Annotated in this window: 18 protein-coding genes; 3 read left to right on the forward strand and 15 right to left on the reverse strand. The window is 36.1% G+C overall.

The window, feature by feature from the left end:
* Nucleotides 1–41: 41 nt before the first annotated feature.
* From HYQ40_08915 to rsmG, 13 genes are all read right to left on the reverse strand, one after another.
* Entirely contained in the window at nucleotides 42–551 is a 510-nt protein-coding gene (locus tag HYQ40_08915; protein ID MBZ6527897.1) for a GNAT family N-acetyltransferase, read from the reverse strand.
* 131 nt (nucleotides 552–682) lie between these two features.
* Nucleotides 683–1,207: a peptide-methionine (S)-S-oxide reductase MsrA gene (msrA, locus tag HYQ40_08920; GenBank protein ID MBZ6527898.1), complete on the reverse strand. Its 525-nt coding sequence runs from the start codon at nucleotides 1,205–1,207 to the stop codon at nucleotides 683–685.
* Between the two features lie 27 nt (nucleotides 1,208–1,234).
* Nucleotides 1,235–2,530 (reverse strand): D-alanyl-D-alanine carboxypeptidase, encoded by a 1,296-nt coding sequence (locus HYQ40_08925; protein MBZ6527899.1) that lies wholly within the window; start codon nucleotides 2,528–2,530, stop codon nucleotides 1,235–1,237.
* The gene (locus tag HYQ40_08930) at nucleotides 2,530–3,681 is read right to left on the reverse strand and encodes a two-component sensor histidine kinase (protein MBZ6527900.1); all 1,152 of its coding nucleotides are present in this window, start codon (nucleotides 3,679–3,681) and stop codon (nucleotides 2,530–2,532) included. Before HYQ40_08930 ends, HYQ40_08925 begins: the two co-directional genes overlap by 1 nt.
* Complete coding sequence (locus tag HYQ40_08935; protein MBZ6527901.1) at nucleotides 3,671–4,363, reverse strand: response regulator transcription factor; 693 nt, start codon at nucleotides 4,361–4,363, stop codon at nucleotides 3,671–3,673. The genes HYQ40_08930 and HYQ40_08935 overlap by 11 nt, the downstream gene beginning before the upstream one ends.
* Nucleotides 4,364–4,836: 473 nt before the next feature.
* A complete protein-coding gene (locus tag HYQ40_08940) occupies nucleotides 4,837–5,676 on the reverse strand; it encodes a LysM peptidoglycan-binding domain-containing protein (GenBank protein MBZ6527902.1) in 840 nt (279 codons plus the stop codon).
* 211 nt (nucleotides 5,677–5,887) lie between these two features.
* On the reverse strand, nucleotides 5,888–7,366 hold the full coding sequence (guaB, locus tag HYQ40_08945) for an IMP dehydrogenase (protein ID MBZ6527903.1): 1,479 nt from the start codon (nucleotides 7,364–7,366) through the stop codon (nucleotides 5,888–5,890).
* A 172-nt stretch (nucleotides 7,367–7,538) separates the two neighbouring features.
* Entirely contained in the window at nucleotides 7,539–8,330 is a 792-nt protein-coding gene (locus HYQ40_08950; protein ID MBZ6527904.1) for a DUF1129 family protein, read from the reverse strand.
* 23 nt (nucleotides 8,331–8,353) lie between these two features.
* Nucleotides 8,354–9,454 carry a redox-regulated ATPase YchF gene (gene ychF, locus HYQ40_08955; GenBank protein ID MBZ6527905.1) on the reverse strand — a complete coding sequence of 367 codons (1,101 nt, stop codon included), beginning with the start codon at nucleotides 9,452–9,454 and terminating at the stop codon, nucleotides 8,354–8,356.
* Nucleotides 9,455–9,482: 28 nt separating this feature from the next.
* A complete protein-coding gene (locus HYQ40_08960; GenBank protein MBZ6527906.1) occupies nucleotides 9,483–9,677 on the reverse strand; it encodes a DUF951 domain-containing protein in 195 nt (64 codons plus the stop codon).
* Between the two features lie 12 nt (nucleotides 9,678–9,689).
* The gene (locus HYQ40_08965) at nucleotides 9,690–10,580 is read right to left on the reverse strand and encodes a ParB/RepB/Spo0J family partition protein (GenBank protein MBZ6527907.1); all 891 of its coding nucleotides are present in this window, start codon (nucleotides 10,578–10,580) and stop codon (nucleotides 9,690–9,692) included.
* Entirely contained in the window at nucleotides 10,570–11,334 is a 765-nt protein-coding gene (locus HYQ40_08970) for a ParA family protein (protein ID MBZ6527908.1), read from the reverse strand. Before HYQ40_08970 ends, HYQ40_08965 begins: the two co-directional genes overlap by 11 nt.
* Nucleotides 11,335–11,349: 15 nt before the next feature.
* Nucleotides 11,350–12,069, reverse strand: a complete 720-nt coding sequence (gene rsmG, locus HYQ40_08975) for a 16S rRNA (guanine(527)-N(7))-methyltransferase RsmG (protein MBZ6527909.1) — start codon at nucleotides 12,067–12,069, stop codon at nucleotides 11,350–11,352.
* A 208-nt stretch (nucleotides 12,070–12,277) separates the two neighbouring features.
* On the opposite strand from rsmG, the gene HYQ40_08980 reads away from it, so the two are divergent.
* Nucleotides 12,278–12,802: a methylated-DNA--[protein]-cysteine S-methyltransferase gene (locus HYQ40_08980; GenBank protein MBZ6527910.1), complete on the forward strand. Its 525-nt coding sequence runs from the start codon at nucleotides 12,278–12,280 to the stop codon at nucleotides 12,800–12,802.
* A gap of 104 nt (nucleotides 12,803–12,906) precedes the next feature.
* Here the strand turns inward: HYQ40_08980 and HYQ40_08985 are convergent, their stop codons facing one another.
* On the reverse strand, nucleotides 12,907–13,656 hold the full coding sequence (locus tag HYQ40_08985; protein ID MBZ6527911.1) for a response regulator transcription factor: 750 nt from the start codon (nucleotides 13,654–13,656) through the stop codon (nucleotides 12,907–12,909).
* Entirely contained in the window at nucleotides 13,656–14,915 is a 1,260-nt protein-coding gene (locus HYQ40_08990) for a GHKL domain-containing protein (GenBank protein ID MBZ6527912.1), read from the reverse strand. The genes HYQ40_08985 and HYQ40_08990 overlap by 1 nt, the downstream gene beginning before the upstream one ends.
* A 179-nt stretch (nucleotides 14,916–15,094) precedes the next feature.
* Between HYQ40_08990 and HYQ40_08995 the strand changes: the two genes are divergently transcribed.
* Nucleotides 15,095–15,727, forward strand: a complete 633-nt coding sequence (locus HYQ40_08995; GenBank protein MBZ6527913.1) for a hypothetical protein — start codon at nucleotides 15,095–15,097, stop codon at nucleotides 15,725–15,727.
* Nucleotides 15,720–16,376, forward strand: coding sequence for a hypothetical protein (locus tag HYQ40_09000; protein ID MBZ6527914.1), 657 nt, complete (start codon nucleotides 15,720–15,722; stop codon nucleotides 16,374–16,376). Before HYQ40_08995 ends, HYQ40_09000 begins: the two co-directional genes overlap by 8 nt.
* Nucleotides 16,377–16,411: the final 35 nt, after the last annotated feature.

Below are 16,411 nucleotides of genomic sequence, written 5' to 3' on the forward strand. Positions count from 1 at the left end.
TAATTATAGCCACGACTGAAAAAATCAGTCGTGGCTTTTTATTATTTTATATAATCAAACTTAACTTCTTTTTTTAATATTCCCATAAAGTAAGCATCACGGTATCTCCCATTCGTATAGAAATGATCCTTCATCGTTCCTTCAATTTGGAAGCCTAATTTTTTGTAGATATGTACAGCTGGATGATTATTCACATCAACAATTAAATACACTTTATGCATATTGAGAATCGAGAAGGCATACTCTATTCCTTTACGTAACGCTTTTTGTGCCAAACCTTGTCCGCGGAATCGTTTAATCACGATAATCTGAATTTCACAATTACGATGAATATAATCAATCTCCATTAATTCCACGACGCCAACAAATTCGCCATCTACTTCAATCACAAACCGTCTTTCAGTGGAATCAAAAAGATGCTTATCATATAACCGCTCTAATTCATCGAGTGACTCATATGGCTCCTCGAACCAATACGCCATCATCTCGCGCTCATTATTAATGACATGAATCGAAGATAAGTCATTCTTCTCTAATGCTCTAATTATCATATTAACCTCTTCCTTTGATGATTTATTTGGATTCTCTCTATAAATATTATAGCATCCCCGTAACTTACGTCATAAAAAAAAGAGTTTCTGACACATATTATATGTCAGAAACCCTAGTTATTGAAATAAATTTATTCTTTGTGATTTTCTACAAACGCTACACGACCTGAGCCTGTAGAATAACGGTTATAATGCTCAGGGTTCTTTTTATAGAAGTCTTGATGATGTTCTTCCGCATCATAAAATGGCTTCGCATCTTCAATAGGTACGACTACCGGCTTATTAAAGCGACCACTCTTATCCAATGTTTCTTTTGACGATTCAGCTAACTCACGTTGCTCATCTGAATTCACAAAAACAACTGGACGATACGATGTCCCGCGGTCAAAAAATTGCCCCGTCGCATCGGTTGGATCCATGCTTGACCAATAAATATCTAATAATTGTTGGTAAGAAATCTTTTCTGGATCAAACGTAATCTCAACCGCTTCAGTATGACCCGTCATACCTGTTTTTACATCTTCATACGTTGGGTTTTCGGTTTCTCCACCTGTATACCCTGAGATAACAGCCTCAACACCATCCATCTCATCAAAAGGATGAACCATGCACCAGAAACATCCTCCAGCAAATATCGCTTTATCAAATTGACTCATATAATTCAATCCTTTCTTTTATAATAACTAGTTAAATAATTCAACAAAAAATCGTCTCGTTGATTCCCATGTATTACCAATTCCATCAGAGAAAGAACGCCACCCAGTCACATACCAAGCTGCCTCTTCAATCGGTTCAGCTTGAACAACCGGAACATAATTCCCTTTTGTTGAAGGTAAATAAACAAATTCCGTCCCTACGCCGTAGATAGCCATCTGCCCAATCACTTCACCTTGTTCAACTGGCGCAATTAGATAACTTCTGCCTTCAAACAAAGACTCATTCATTGAAAATTCATACTCAAGACGAGGAGCTGTATCAATAATTGGAACAACAAGGGACATGTCTTTTCCATAAGCTAACTCTGCTTCTGTTTCTGAACTACCTTCAACTCTGATTGTGTTGACTTGAGTGGTTGGTTGCCCCTCACTCACGACCAATTCTTTCATATACGCTCTAAAACTATAATCCATTAAGGCCTCAGTCTCTTCATAACGAGCATCTTCATCTTCGGCACCTAAAACAACTGTAATAAGACCGAATTCATCTTGATGAGCATATCCGACAAAGCTACTTCCATCTGCATCAGAAGAACCTGGCATCAGCCCAGATACATCATCACGCTCATAAGGCTTCCCTTTTAACATCTGATTATAGTTATTCATGTCAATCGCATCGTCCGTATTTGGTTTAAAGACCGCTTTTGATTGAACACTATATTCTAAATAATCTGGAAAATCATTCACGAGATGGTATGCGATAATTGCTGCCGCTTCTGCAGAAAAAGCATTCGTCTCACCAGCCTCACCATCAACAGCTAATCCCGTCGAGTTTATGAGATTAAATTCCTCGATGCCCCACTCAGTTAATTGTACTTCCATCATCCTTACAAAATTTGCTTCGCTTTCACCAATCATCTCACTTAAAGCAAGCGTTGCACCGTTCGCCAAATTAATCGAAATCGCTTCAACCAATTCATTGACCGTATAGTTATTATCTTGTCTTAGAGGTACATTACCAATATCGTAATTTTGACTCAAATAATATGCTTCATCTGAAACAGGTACAATTGATTCACGTGTCCATTCATCATCTTGTTCGATGGCCTTTAAAGCAACATAGACAGATAGTAATTTACTCACTGATCCCACTTCTAAAACTTCATCTGCATTTTGGCTCATTAATACTTGTCCATTTTCACTATCAACTGAAATCGCTGAAGTCGCATTAATTGTAGGAACAGTCGATTGTGCTCGACCACTTTGTAGGGGTAACACGAGCATTGTGACTAATAAGATTGTTAAAATATATTTTAATGTCATTAGTCATCACCAACTTCTCTATTATTCAGCTTAATACGAAAGACCGTTTCATTCTCTTCAACTGTCGCAAATACTATTCCACCGTGTAGACCCACGATGTTTTTAACAATCGAAAGACCCAAACCACTCCCAGGTATTTCTGATGTTCTTGACTTTTCAGTCCGATAGCTTCGTTCAAAAATGCTTTTATACTCCGACTCTTCTAAAATCTCACCATTATTACGCGTTTCTAAAAAAACACTCGCTTCATCCGTTGATGTATAAGCGCGAAGGCGAATCACATTACCAAAACCATATTTGAATGCATTAGAGATAAGATTACTAAATACACGTGCCATTTTGTCCACATCAATCTGGACAAACAAATCCTCAGGGTACACCTCCACAACGATGTCTACATTTTGTTCATTCCCAATCAGCTCAAACTCAGCAGCTAATTGCTCAAAGAAAAATTTAATTGGAATCGATTGAGTTTCAATCGTATAAGTTGCCTGTCCTGATTCAATATACAAGAACAAGTCATTCACTAACGTACGCATCAGTTTCGCTTTGTCGTACGCAATGGCTATATAGTTATCTTTCTCTTCCTCAGATTGATACTGGTGGTGAATCACTGCATCCAAATATCCAATCGTAGATGTTAATGGCGTTCGAATATCATGACTGACATTCGCTATCAACTCGTCTTTCGTTTCTTCAGCACGACGTTCTTCTACAAGTGAATGTTCAGTACTTTCAACAAGTCGGTTAATACTATCAATAATACCGGTCAATTCCCCGATATCCGCACTCTCTATTCGGTAATCGTATTTACTGTTTTCAGAAATATAATTCAAATGTTCTAAAGCACGAGCTAACTTCATCATATTACGTTGTCTTATTACACGTCGGTAAGTAATTATCCCACCAATACTCAAGGTAATAATGGTGATAATTTGGTTATATGGAATATTCCATAGTTGGAAAAATTGAAATAAGTTTCCCCCACGCAAGAATTCCATACGTGTATTAATCACGACACCAAATCCTAGGATAATTCCTAAGTAGACAAAGAATACTATTGATAAAATACTCGATGCATAACGAATTAAATCGATTTGTTGCGAGCGACTCAATTGAGTTGATAATATTGGATTTATATCATCTTTCAACCTTATATCCTACTCCCCATACGGTTTGGACTACTTTCTCTCCTCCTGTTGCCTGAGCAATCTTATCACGTAAATGACTCACATGAACCATGACTGTTTTTGCACTCACAACACTTTCTTGATTCCAAACTTCTTCAAATATCTCATCAGCACTAAATACACGATTTGGATTACTTGATAATAAATATAATATACCGAACTCAAGAGCAGTTAATTGAATCTCTGTCCCACTCTCAGTTCTCACTTCATGAGAATCTCGACGTATAATTAATGGACCCACTTCAATCGTATCATTCGAAGCGTCCATCCCTGAATAACTGTGCTGACGACGTAAAATTGACTTCACACGCGCCATAACCTCTAAGGGATTAAACGGCTTAGTGACATAATCATCTGCTCCAGCAAATAAACCTTCAATTTTTTCATGATCTGCTGATTTTGCACTCACCATAATCACTGGAATGCTCATATCCTTATCACGCATGACTTCTACAACTTCTAACCCTGTTACAATGGGCATCATCACATCCAAAATAACTAAATCAAAACTTTGATCCTTTTGTAAGTGATTTAATGCTTCTTCGCCATTAAAGGCTTTAACTACTTCATAACCTTCATTTTTTAAATAAATATTCAAAAGGTCTACGATTTCGCGATCATCGTCTGCTACTAATATACGCATCATAATCCTCCTTCTTTACAATAAATTGTCCTTATTTACTATTATACCTTTTTTATACACAAAAAATAGTGCTTACGATTAATCATATTAAAATGCCTACAATTTTCACAAATTAATCTCATAATCCCCGAAATACACAAGATTAGAACGACGTAAATCGCTGTTTAAAAGCGAGATTTAACCGCTTATTCCAGTGAGCTACAGATTAAATAGATAGACAACTCGGAAACTCCTGTATAAATTACGATCGTATTTATATACAGAACTACACTCAATTCGCCACTGTCACAAAAAATGTGAGTATCTTCTTCGCTTTTACAGAATCCTACCCTATTTTTAATTGTAAGCTAAAACCACTAGCGGTAATGATGACTCTTTGAACCTGCAGGATATCTCTATCCTTAGGTAGGTCCACATTGAGCACATCCCACTAGTGGTTAATCACTGTTTATTCACTTCTTCGGTATGAACATTTATTGTCTGATGACTAATTCGTCTCCAACTTGTAAGGAATCATTTTCTAAATTGTTCCATTCAATAATATCTTGAACAGTGACGTCAAACTCAGAAGCGATACGGTATAAGTAATCGCCTGATTGAACCACATAGATAATATCTTCTGGGTCCTCAGGGTTTGGCTCCTCTACCTCACCATCTGGATTAACAACAATTAATTCTTGTCCTATGTATAAACTATTACTTTCTAAGCTGTTCCATGTGATTAGCTCATCTACAGTTATACCAAATTCACTTGCTATTCGATATAAATAATCACCGGCTTGAACTACGTAGATGTTATCTTCTAGCTCTTCAGGTTCGGGGTCTGGTTCTTCTGGAACTTCACCGCCATCTGGGTCAGCGATGATTAATACTTGTCCTACGTTTAAAAACTCACTTTCTAAATTGTTCCAATCGATAATATCTTGAACCGTAATATTAAACTCATTAGCGATACGGTATAGATAATCACCCGGTTGAACAACATACATATTATCTTCAGGAATTTCTGGTTCTTCTGGTTCCTCTACATCATCTAATAGTTCATAGTAGACATAGGCACCATTCTCATCCATAGTGACATAAAAATCAGCATGAATATCAATATTGAAGTTAGCGTTAGCATATTCAACCGCTGCATCAACACTTGGGAAATATTGCTCCACAAGTGAATATCCTGGTAAGTATGCTTCGTCTCCTGGCTCAGGACCAACAAAATCTTGTGCATTTGCTTGAACTTGACCAAAGCCGAGTGCCATCATTGATGCTAATAACGTGGCTGTAAATTTTAAGTTCCGACGTTTTTTGTGAATCATTTTTATCGAATCCCTTCTTTACGTGTCGGTTTCTTTTTTCTTAACTACAACTTCATTATAACATGATGCTATTTGATGTCATGTAATAGCTTACATGTTCATATAAAGGTCAAACAATGTTCATAGTCTGATAATAAATTATTCATATAAAACAAAACAAGCACATAACTGAAGCAAAGTCAGTTATATGCTTGTTGATTAACTTTAAGTATTAAGCACGAGAATAGTTTGGTGCTTCTTTTGTAATATTAACATCATGTGGGTGAGACTCGATTAGTCCTGCTCCACTCATACGGATGAATTGTGCTTCTTCGCGTAAAGCTTTCAAGTTAGCGGACCCAGTATAACCCATACCAGCTCGCATGCCTCCAAGCATTTGGAAGACAATATCTTGCGCGCTTCCTTTATAAGCTACACGTCCTTCGATTCCTTCTGGAACTAATTTGTTCGCTTCGTTTTTCGATTGGAAGTAACGATCGCTTGAACCTTTTTCCATCGCAGCTAAACTTCCCATACCACGGTATGTCTTAAAGCGACGTCCTTGGTAAATTTCAAAGTTTCCAGGTGATTCGTCCGTTCCTGCTAACATACTTCCTAGCATAACAGCGTGTCCTCCGGCAGCAATTGCTTTGACAATGTCACCAGAATACTTGATTCCACCATCGGCAATGATTGCTTTACCATATTCACGGGCTGCAGTTGCAGCTTCATAAATAGCTGTTAATTGAGGTACGCCTACACCAGCAACCACTCGTGTTGTACAGATTGATCCTGGACCAATACCTACTTTAACAACATCAACACCAACATCAAATAAAGCGCGAGTGCCTTCTGCAGTCGCAACGTTACCAGCAATAATTGTAACATCTGGGTATTTATCACGAATTTCTTTAATCTTACGAATCACACCGGCACTATGTCCATGTGCTGTATCGACAACTAATGCATCAATTTGTTGATTGATTAACGCTTCAGCACGTTCAAATGTATCATTCGTTACACCAATCGCAGCTGCTACTAACAGACGACCATGGCTATCTTTAGCTGCATTTGGATATTGAATGACTTTTTCAATATCTTTAATTGTAATTAAGCCAGATAAGTGGCCTTTGTCGTTTACTAACGGTAATTTTTCAATACGGTGATCGAATAAAATACGTTCTGCTTCTTCTAAAGATGTACCGATAGATGCCGTCACTAATCCGTCTTTCGTCATCACTGTATCAATTTGAGCCTGATCATCATTGATGAAGCGAGTATCACGGTTAGTTATAATTCCTACTAAGGTTAAATCCATTTCAGATTTTACAATCGGAACACCGCTAATACGGTAATGTGACATTAGCTCTTCTGCATCCTTAACAATATGTTGAGGTGTTAAGTAAAATGGATCTAAAATTACGCCATTTTCTGAACGCTTTACACGTCGAACTTCGTCAGCTTGTGCTTCAATTGACATATTCTTATGAATAACCCCTAATCCACCTTGACGTGCCATTGCAATGGCCATATCTGATTCGGTTACTGTATCCATACTCGCTGATAAAATTGGGACATTTAACTTTAAATTAGGGGCTAATTCTACTGATAAATCAACATCGTTAGGTAATACATGACTTTCGGCTGGTACTAAGATCACATCATCGAATGTATATCCTTCACGTTGAAATTTAGTGTTCCATGCGTCCATTAAAATCCTCCTATAAATTTGTCTTTTGTATATTTTTACTAAGTTACCACTTTCTATTTGTATTATCAACCGAATCACCAACATAATTCTTTTAATCATCTTGAATGTTCGTAAATTATAATTGATTATTCAAAAAAACCAACCAAGTTAAACTTGATTGGTCGAATATGGACTAGAATACGCCACCTTGAATGTTTAATTGTCTCTTCAATAAGAAACGCACTCCAAATGTTACGGCTGCAATGACGATATAAGTTATTGGTGTAAACACTGGGTTCATCACAGATGGAAGTAATACAGCGCTCATACTTACGACTAAGAACCATCCAAACATCGCTGCGATTGACACACCGAAGTAACGCCATAATCGACGTTCACCTTTTGGTGCATCTAAATCAGGCATCACTTTTGATGTAATTAACATCGCAATTCCGGCAACAATATAATTAATAATTAGTGTTGTTAATCCCATAAAAGCAGACGCTGTCCCCGCATCAGCATTCAACATCGAAATACCAGTGATGAATGTGAATAATGAACCTAACATCAGTCCGCCGTCTAAAGCAATTTGCCAGTCTGGTGATTTTTCAACGGGAGCATTTTCAGGATTCGGAAACTCTTGTTCCAGAATGACTTCCGCTGTCTCAGTTGGCGTACCATAGATTTGACGAGCCGTTTGCCCTGTTGCTTGTCCATCTAATAATGTATCAACCATCTCAACATAGACACGTTCCTGTACTTCATAGTGTAATTGATTCGATAATTTCTTATCAATACTTAACATGAATTGCTTGTTTTTATTCGTCAATTGCGCGAATTTACTTGCCTCAACGCCAGCAATAATAGTTCTTTCATCCAATTCCTCTACAATTGGCGCATCCGTATCTTCAACGATTTCTTCATTAATCACTTCCGTTACTTCAACGTCTTTTTCTTCTAGTTCTTTTTTGTTATCTTCTGACATAATTTCCCCCCTAACTATCTATTCTAAACGTTAAATCTAAATAACATGATGTCGCCGTCTTTAACGACATATTCTTTACCTTCTGAACGGTAGTAACCTAATTCACGCGCTCGAGCCATGCTTTGTGATTCCATCAAATGATCATAAGAAACTGTCTCAGCACGAATGAATCCACGCTCGAAGTCTGTATGAATCACTCCAGCAGCTTGAGGTGCTTTCATGCCTTTTTTGAACGTCCAAGCACGTACTTCTTGCTCTCCAGCTGTAAAGTAAGTTCCTAAACCTAATAAAGTATACGCTTTTTGAATTAAGCGGTCTAAACCTGATTCTTCAAGACCAAAATCTTCTAAGAATACAGCTTTCTCTTCGTCATCTAAGATGGCAATTTCTTCTTCAAGACTTGCACATACTGGAACAACCTCTGCTCCTTGAGCAGAAGCAAATTCGATTACTTTCGCTAAATGAGGGTTTGAACTTGGATCACTTACTTCTTCTTCACCAATGTTTGCGACATATAACATGTCTTTTCTAGTCAATAAGAATAAACCTTTAACAAATGGTTCTTCCTCTTTAGTAAATTCAACTGAATTAGCTAGTTGATCATTTTCCAATGCATCTTTTAAACGCACTAGAATATCTGCTTCAATTAAAGCATCTTTATCTTTTGTTCTCGCTAATTTTTGAACACGTGTTAAACGTTTTTCAATCGATTCTAAGTCGGCTAAGATTAACTCTAAGTTGATCGTTTCAATATCCGAAAGTGGATCAACTTTACCGTCAACGTGAGTAATGTTCTCATCTTCAAAACAACGTACAACGTGACAAATTGCGTCTACTTGACGAATATTACTTAAAAACTTGTTCCCTAAACCTTCACCTTTACTAGCACCCTTTACGATTCCAGCAATATCCGTAAACTCGAAAGTTGTTGGAATAGTTTTCTTAGGTTTTACTACTTCTGTAATATCTACTAAACGTTGATCAGGTACTTCTACCACTCCAACGTTCGGGTCGATTGTCGCGAACGGATAGTTTGCTGCTTCGACTCCTGCCTTCGTAATTGCGTTAAAAAGTGTTGATTTACCTACGTTAGGTAAACCAACAATACCAGCTGTTAAAGCCATATAGTCACTCTCTTTCTTTTATTCAAAATTATTCTGCTTTTTCTAAGATACGTTTCAATTTCTTTTCAAAATCACGACGAGTCATCGTCACAATATGATTACAATTCATACATTGTATACGAATATCCATACCCATACGGATAATCTGCCAACGGTTCGTTTGGCATGCGTGTGGTTTCTTCATTTCGACAATATCGAGTTTATCAAATTCTTTACGATTCATCTTATCCACTCCTTATAAATGTATATTTAATAAATCTAGTATTCGAATCAAGTCTGACTCGGATAAAAATTCAATCTCAATTTTACCACGTTCACCACGTTGATTAATCGTCGTAGCAGTACCGAAGTACTCTTGCATTTCTTGTTCAAGTGCAACGAAATGCGATGGTTTTTTTGCTTTTTCTTTCTTATCCTTATCTTCGTCTTCTTGCGGCGCTGTATCATTTAAAGATTGAACTAATTCCTCAAGTTGACGAACAGTCATCCCCTCATTCACTACGCGCTTTGCGACTGGAATGAGTTGGTTTTTATCTTTAAGTCCTAAGATAGTACGCGCTTGACCCATTGATAATTGTTCTCCAACCATTGTCTTAATTTCTTCTGGCAATGATAATAAACGGAGATAATTTGCGATATACGGACGACTTTTACCAATTCGTTCAGCTACTTGAGCTTGGGTTAGGTTAAGATTTTCCATTAAAACGTTATAAGCCTCAGCTTCTTCTAAAGGACTTAAGTCCTCACGTTGTAAGTTCTCGACAACAGCAATTTCAATCATCTGCTCTTCATTAAGTTGACGAACAATACCGGGGATCGTATCTTTACCAGCTAATCGACTCGCACGAACACGACGTTCACCAGCAATTAATTCATATCCTTTGATTGTGGATTGTCTCAGAATGACCGGTTGAAATACACCTGACTGTTTAATCGAGTCAGCTAACTCGTTTAAAGCTTTTTCATTGAATGTTTTACGTGGTTGATAAGGGTTAGCACGAATTTGATCTAATGGAATTTCTTCAACAATTTCATTCTCACCGGGTGTCTCTTCATATGAAGAGAATAAGGCTTCCATACCTCGGCCTAAACCGCCCCGTTTACGTGGTTGATTGTTATTCGTCATTACTAATCACTTCCTTTGCCAATTCGACATACATCTCGGCACCTCTAGAACGTGGATCATATTCAATCACCGATTGTCCATAAGAAGGTGCTTCAGATAAGCGGATATTACGTGGAATAACTGTTTTATAAACTTTCTCATGGAAGTATTTACGCACTTCTTCCATCACTTCAAAACCTAGATTCGTTCTTGCATCAAGCATTGTAATTAATACCCCTTCGATGCGGAAATTACGATTGTAAGTCTTTTGAACCAAACGAATTGTGTTTAACAATTGCGTTAGTCCTTCTAAGGCATAGTATTCAGCCTGTACTGGAATTAAAATTGTATCACTTGCAGTGAATGCATTAATTGATAATTGACCCAATGATGGCGGACAATCAATCAAGATATAATCATAGTTTAGGCGAATCGAAGCAACTGCTTCTTTCATGCGTGATTCACGGTTCTCTATGTTAACCAATTCTAATTCTGCTGCTGCAAGTTGAATGTTTGAGGGTACGATCGATAAGTTTTCTTGACTGGTTTCAACAATGACATCTTTAATTGGAACTTGATCAATAAGTACTTCATATAAACTTGCATCCAGCGCACTTCTTTCTACACCAAGACCACTCGTCGCATTTCCTTGCGAATCAGAATCAATTATTAATACTTTTTTACCTAGTGTAGCTAAAGCAGCTCCTAGGTTGACTGTAGTTGTTGTTTTACCAACACCACCTTTTTGATTACCGACTGCAATCATTTTACTCATGCGCTTTCCTCCTTGTTATAACGGTTGTTTTGCTGGTTTACCTGGACGTCTTGGATATTTCTTAGGTGTTTCTAGTGTTTTTCTTATCACTAAAATTTCACGTTCACTATCCTCAATCGGAAGCATTTCACTTATTTGTTCTTCAAACTTCGCTCCAAGTAATGCGATAGCTTTCTTCGCTTTAACTACCTCTTCGTCAGCTCTTTGTGCTTTCAGTGCAATAAAGTAACCACCCTTTTGAACAAGAGGTAAACAAAGCTCGCTCAAGATGTTTAGTGAAGCAACCGCTCTCGCTGTCACAAGATTAAACTGCTCACGATACTCTTTATCTTGACCTACTTCTTCTGCTCGTCCATGGACAGCTTTCACATCAGTCAATTCCAATTCTTCTGCAAGCAGATTAAGAAATGTGATGCGTTTATTTAATGAATCTACGATTGTAATGTCTAAGTCCGGGCGCACAATTTTCATTGGAATACTTGGAAAACCTGCCCCTGCTCCGACATCACATAAAGATGCATTCTCTTTGAAATAATCTGGCGCCATCCAAAGTGGCATCAATGAATCATAGAAATGCTTTAAATATACATCTGGCTTAGCTGTGATTGCTGTTAAATTAATTTTTTCATTCCACTCGACTAACAGGTGGTAATACTGTTCAAACTGATTAATTTGTTTTTCACTTAGTTGAATACCCTTATCACTAAGGGATTGAATAAATTCTTCGACTGTCATAACCGTCTCCTTTTAAATACGTCGTCTTGTGAAACAAACTTGTGTTTCACGCCATTTCTACTTTAACTTAAATGGTTGTTCTATGCAATGATAACTCGTCAGAAATTTGCTTGAATTATCATTTTAACATATACACCACTTAATTATCATTCATTTCATTATGATTATTATAGAGTTATAATAGAGATACAAATAACCTGAGTATTATATGGAAAGGAAAATTACTTTGAGTCAAATATTATATTATACTTTTCTCCCAATGCTCGACCGATTATATACCGTCGCTTCCACAGAAAACGGCTTAACGTACGTCAGTCCAGATGATGGAGATATAACGATTTTGGAAAAGCTATTTAAGGGGTTTACTATCCAAGAAGATGAATCTATAAATGCAGAATCGATTAAACAACTTCAAGAATACACACAAGGATCACGTAATGAGTTTGATTTAGTGTTAGACATCCAAAATGGAACACCTTTTCAGCAGTCAATTTGGAAAGCATTACTTGATGTTCCTTACGGTCGAACTATTCATTATGGAGCGTTGGCTGAAAATATAAACAATCCTAAAGCAGTTCGTGCAGTTGGAGGCGCTGTTGGCCAAAATCCAATTTCTATTATTATTCCGTGTCACCGTATCATCGGAAAGAATGGTTCGTTAACAGGCTATAATGGTGGGATTAATGTAAAGATGAAATTGTTAGATATCGAAGGTATTCAATACACTGGTTAAACACTTTAATCACTTTAAACACTCTTTTAAACACTGCTTTTAATTAAAGAATAAAAGAATAAAGCACCGATAAATGCAGGAGAACTGCATTTATCGGTGCTTATTTATGGTCTGATACTCATTTCTTCTAGTCGCTTACGTACTTCTTTGGCTCTTGCTACTGATAAATCACAAGTTAAACCATTTTTAAAAGTAATGATTTTTTCTTTTTGATTAACACTTTCAATCATCATTATATTCGCAATAAATGATTTGTGAACGCGGATAAATTCCTCATGTGATTTTTCAATTGCCTTTAAACTTTCATAGAACTGATAACGTCCATTTGTAGTAATGATTGCCACTTTATGCGGCTGAGATAAACTTTCGAAATATATAATATTATCTAAAGCGATTGAGCGCATTTTACTACCTACTTTAAATGTATATTGTCTTTTTACTTCTGAATTTAAATGTTGTCTCTCACCAATCACATTCAAAATTTCTATTATTCGGTTTTGTAATTCTTCAGGTGTCTTTTTTACTATGTAATCAATAGCTTCAACTTTATAACGAAAAGTAACCGGAGCTAATTCTGCGTGTGTAGTTATAAATACAATTTTACCTAAGTCATCAACCTTTCTTATCTCTTTAGCTAAGTCTAAACCATTCATATCATGGTTTAAATCAATATCAAGAAAATAGATTGCATTCGAAGCTTTTTCAGACCTAATTGCTTCTAAAAGAATGAGTGGGTTCACAGATGCCAGGCTGAGTTCCATATCAAGTGATTCAATCATAATGTAATTAGCAATGACTTCACTCATATAGGCTAATTGCTTCTTGTCATCTTCGCAAATATAAATAGATTGCATCAAATCACCTCTCTTGGAATGATCAGCTCTTGAGTAAACACCTGATCATTAATTTGAGTATTAAGCAGTATCATAGACTTATCTACTAGTCTATCTAAGTTAAAGAGTCCAATCCCTCGTTCTGCCCCTTTGGTTGAATATCCGTTTTCTTTTAATGTAACTAAACTTTCAATATTTACTCGGCAAGAGTTTTCTACAATTATTAGGGACTCCAATTCTTCTTGGATTAACGAAACCGATAGCTCTCCATGTTGAATTTCTGCCGCTTCTTCGATGGCATTATCTAAAATAATGCCTAACATACGTGGCAATGATAATGTTTCATCTGTTTCAATAAACATACTTTCTGACACTTCAATGTTCACAACAATCCCTCGTGACTTGGCATATAATAGTTTAGTATAGATTAAGTTTCGTAAGTCAGCATTTTGTAAGTAAATTAGTTTACCTAATTGCCGATTGGTATCATCTGTTTGAATGTCATGTTTATCTAAGACTCGTTTAAAATAATCCCGTAATTGATCCCACTCTTCAGCTTTTATGAATCCATCAAGACTAAGCAATATATTTTGATAATCATGACGAAACTGACGAACATCATCATATTGCCTTGTAATCAACTGATTATATTGTTGATTAACTTCTTCTTGAGCCTTTTCTTGTTCAATCATTCGAATTTGCTCACTGCTATTGTGAAAGAATATAAGTACTAGAACAAATAATACACTCGCGAATAAATAAACACTTCTAAATATAGTAAGCATTGAATCATTGAGTAAGAAATACTCGAAAAGATTCATCAGTTGAGCATAATAAACAACAAAGAAAATGCACAAAATAATAATATAAATGAATGTTTTTGCATTGATATAATATCTGTAGAACCACTTTATAAGTTGTCGAGTAAGGAAAGTCAGAATACTAATAAAAGCTAAAGTAATTATAATTGTCATCCAAAAATGAGGTAGTTGAACATAGCTCATTGATTCTGTAGCTATGTAATAAATAATTAAAGGTAAAGCACTATATATAGTACTAATAGAAACAGTTCTGTACTGCCAGTAAGTCGATACGAAAAAGACCATAAATATTAAAAATGTTTGTAAAGCTTCACGGTAATTCAAATTTAATTGCGCTGTGATTATAACAACGATGATACATATAAAACCTGAAACTACTTTATTTATTTTTGGCTTTTGAATGAAAAATGAGTATAAAATATAAGTTGGTACAATATATTGAAAAATATTGAAATTCATTGTGCACTCCTTTACTTTAGGCTGATTATGAGTGAAAAAACATCGTTTATGAATAAATTAACTTTACTATCATCATATCTATTATACTATAAGTAAGAAGTTGAAAATTGTTTTGTTACTGAAAGTATAGATTTGCTAAAGTATTTCGTCAACAATATATTCCAAGGAGGATGGTTTAAATGAAATTTTCACGCAGTACTGTAGTTACGTTAGCCGTTATATTTTTGATAAATTTCTTTACAATTTCATTAGTTGAAGCACATGATGGTTTTGGAGATTTTCCGTATGAAGGGACTTATCTCACCGATGAAGACCAAGCGATACGAGGGTTTACTTTCGATACTGAGTCGCAGTCAATTACTATTCTTACTCAACAGTCGAGTCAAAATGAAGATATTCGCCGTTTATCAGAGATTAGAAACAGTGGAAATCATACTGCTTTAATCGATCCATTTATCTCAGCTGAAGAAATAAATGATATGCGCGAAAAATGGGGATTAGACGATATAGATTATTCAAAATTATTCCTAGAAGCAGCAGATAAAGTAGAGCCTTGGATGACTCGTAAGGATGCAATGAAACTCGCTTTTCAAGAAATTCCGGGAGTGCATTCTTTATCGGACATTGATTCTGACTTCAATAGTGATATTTTGATTTCAAAACCTGAAATTCTACAATCCCAAGATTTATGGATTGTTGGCATTATGGGAGACCCACGGATTCTTCGTTTTGAGATGAACGAGAGTACCGATAGTATCACAGATGAGTACGGAATCGTTTATACCTTAGAAGAAGGTAATCAAAATGAATAAGTTAATAAAATTAATTATTCTTTTAAGTTTAATCGTTACGCAGGTTCAAATCGTTTCAGCCCAAATCTTTGATTATGATGGGACTTATCTAACTGATGATGAAACACAAGTTATTTCAGGTTTTCACTTTGATCAAAAAAATAATACTGTCGTTGTTATTACCCAAAATTCACCCACCATGAATCCAACTAATTTGAGTAATCGGACACGTCTAAGTAATATCCAAACTTATATAGATGATCATATTGATTTTAACTCTATGACCGATGCAGAAGTGAGCTCATTCAATGAAAAACATGGTATTGACTATGCTGAAGCTTATCGAGCAACAGCAGATATCGTAGCAAATAGTGGTGGGGAGACTTGGCGTTTTATCTTTGATTTACAAAATCCAGGCATTCTAAATTTAGCTTCTTTCAATTTTTCATCCAATTCAGCACAAGGTAGGACGCCACACGTCATATATATCAACGAGCCTAATATTAAGTTCAATCGAAATTTATGGGAAGTATCAATGTATGATATTTCTACTCCCCTATTACGTTTTGAAGCTAATACTAATACAACTTATATTAAGGATGACTACGGTGTTGTCTACAATTTAGAAACTGATGTTCCTGACGATCTCGATTTTCTTTTGTTTGATTAAGCCTCATCATAAAATACAAATATCCCCATCAGCTT

It is taken from the genome of Aerococcaceae bacterium DSM 111021 (assembly GCA_020112395.1).
Taxonomy (GTDB): Bacteria; Bacillota; Bacilli; order Lactobacillales; family Aerococcaceae; genus Ruoffia.

Excerpts from the sequence above, each read along its gene's own strand:
- HYQ40_08940 (MBZ6527902.1), bottom strand. The coding sequence starts at position 5,676 with ATGATTCACAAAAAACGTCGGAACTTAAAATTTACAGCCACGTTATTA.
- HYQ40_08925 (MBZ6527899.1), bottom strand. The coding sequence starts at position 2,530 with ATGACATTAAAATATATTTTAACAATCTTATTAGTCACAATGCTCGTG.
- HYQ40_08965 (MBZ6527907.1), bottom strand. The coding sequence starts at position 10,580 with ATGACGAATAACAATCAACCACGTAAACGGGGCGGTTTAGGCCGAGGT.
- ychF (MBZ6527905.1), bottom strand. The coding sequence starts at position 9,454 with ATGGCTTTAACAGCTGGTATTGTTGGTTTACCTAACGTAGGTAAATCA.
- HYQ40_08980 (MBZ6527910.1), top strand. The coding sequence starts at position 12,278 with ATGGAAAGGAAAATTACTTTGAGTCAAATATTATATTATACTTTTCTC.
- HYQ40_08970 (MBZ6527908.1), bottom strand. The coding sequence starts at position 11,334 with ATGAGTAAAATGATTGCAGTCGGTAATCAAAAAGGTGGTGTTGGTAAA.
- HYQ40_08995 (MBZ6527913.1), top strand. The coding sequence starts at position 15,095 with ATGAAATTTTCACGCAGTACTGTAGTTACGTTAGCCGTTATATTTTTG.
- HYQ40_08915 (MBZ6527897.1), bottom strand. The coding sequence starts at position 551 with ATGATAATTAGAGCATTAGAGAAGAATGACTTATCTTCGATTCATGTC.
- HYQ40_08960 (MBZ6527906.1), bottom strand. The coding sequence starts at position 9,677 with ATGAATCGTAAAGAATTTGATAAACTCGATATTGTCGAAATGAAGAAA.
- HYQ40_08935 (MBZ6527901.1), bottom strand. The coding sequence starts at position 4,363 with ATGCGTATATTAGTAGCAGACGATGATCGCGAAATCGTAGACCTTTTG.
- HYQ40_08990 (MBZ6527912.1), bottom strand. The coding sequence starts at position 14,915 with ATGAATTTCAATATTTTTCAATATATTGTACCAACTTATATTTTATAC.
- HYQ40_08950 (MBZ6527904.1), bottom strand. The coding sequence starts at position 8,330 with ATGTCAGAAGATAACAAAAAAGAACTAGAAGAAAAAGACGTTGAAGTA.
- msrA (MBZ6527898.1), bottom strand. The coding sequence starts at position 1,207 with ATGAGTCAATTTGATAAAGCGATATTTGCTGGAGGATGTTTCTGGTGC.
- guaB (MBZ6527903.1), bottom strand. The coding sequence starts at position 7,366 with ATGGACGCATGGAACACTAAATTTCAACGTGAAGGATATACATTCGAT.
- rsmG (MBZ6527909.1), bottom strand. The coding sequence starts at position 12,069 with ATGACAGTCGAAGAATTTATTCAATCCCTTAGTGATAAGGGTATTCAA.
- HYQ40_09000 (MBZ6527914.1), top strand. The coding sequence starts at position 15,720 with ATGAATAAGTTAATAAAATTAATTATTCTTTTAAGTTTAATCGTTACG.
- HYQ40_08985 (MBZ6527911.1), bottom strand. The coding sequence starts at position 13,656 with ATGCAATCTATTTATATTTGCGAAGATGACAAGAAGCAATTAGCCTAT.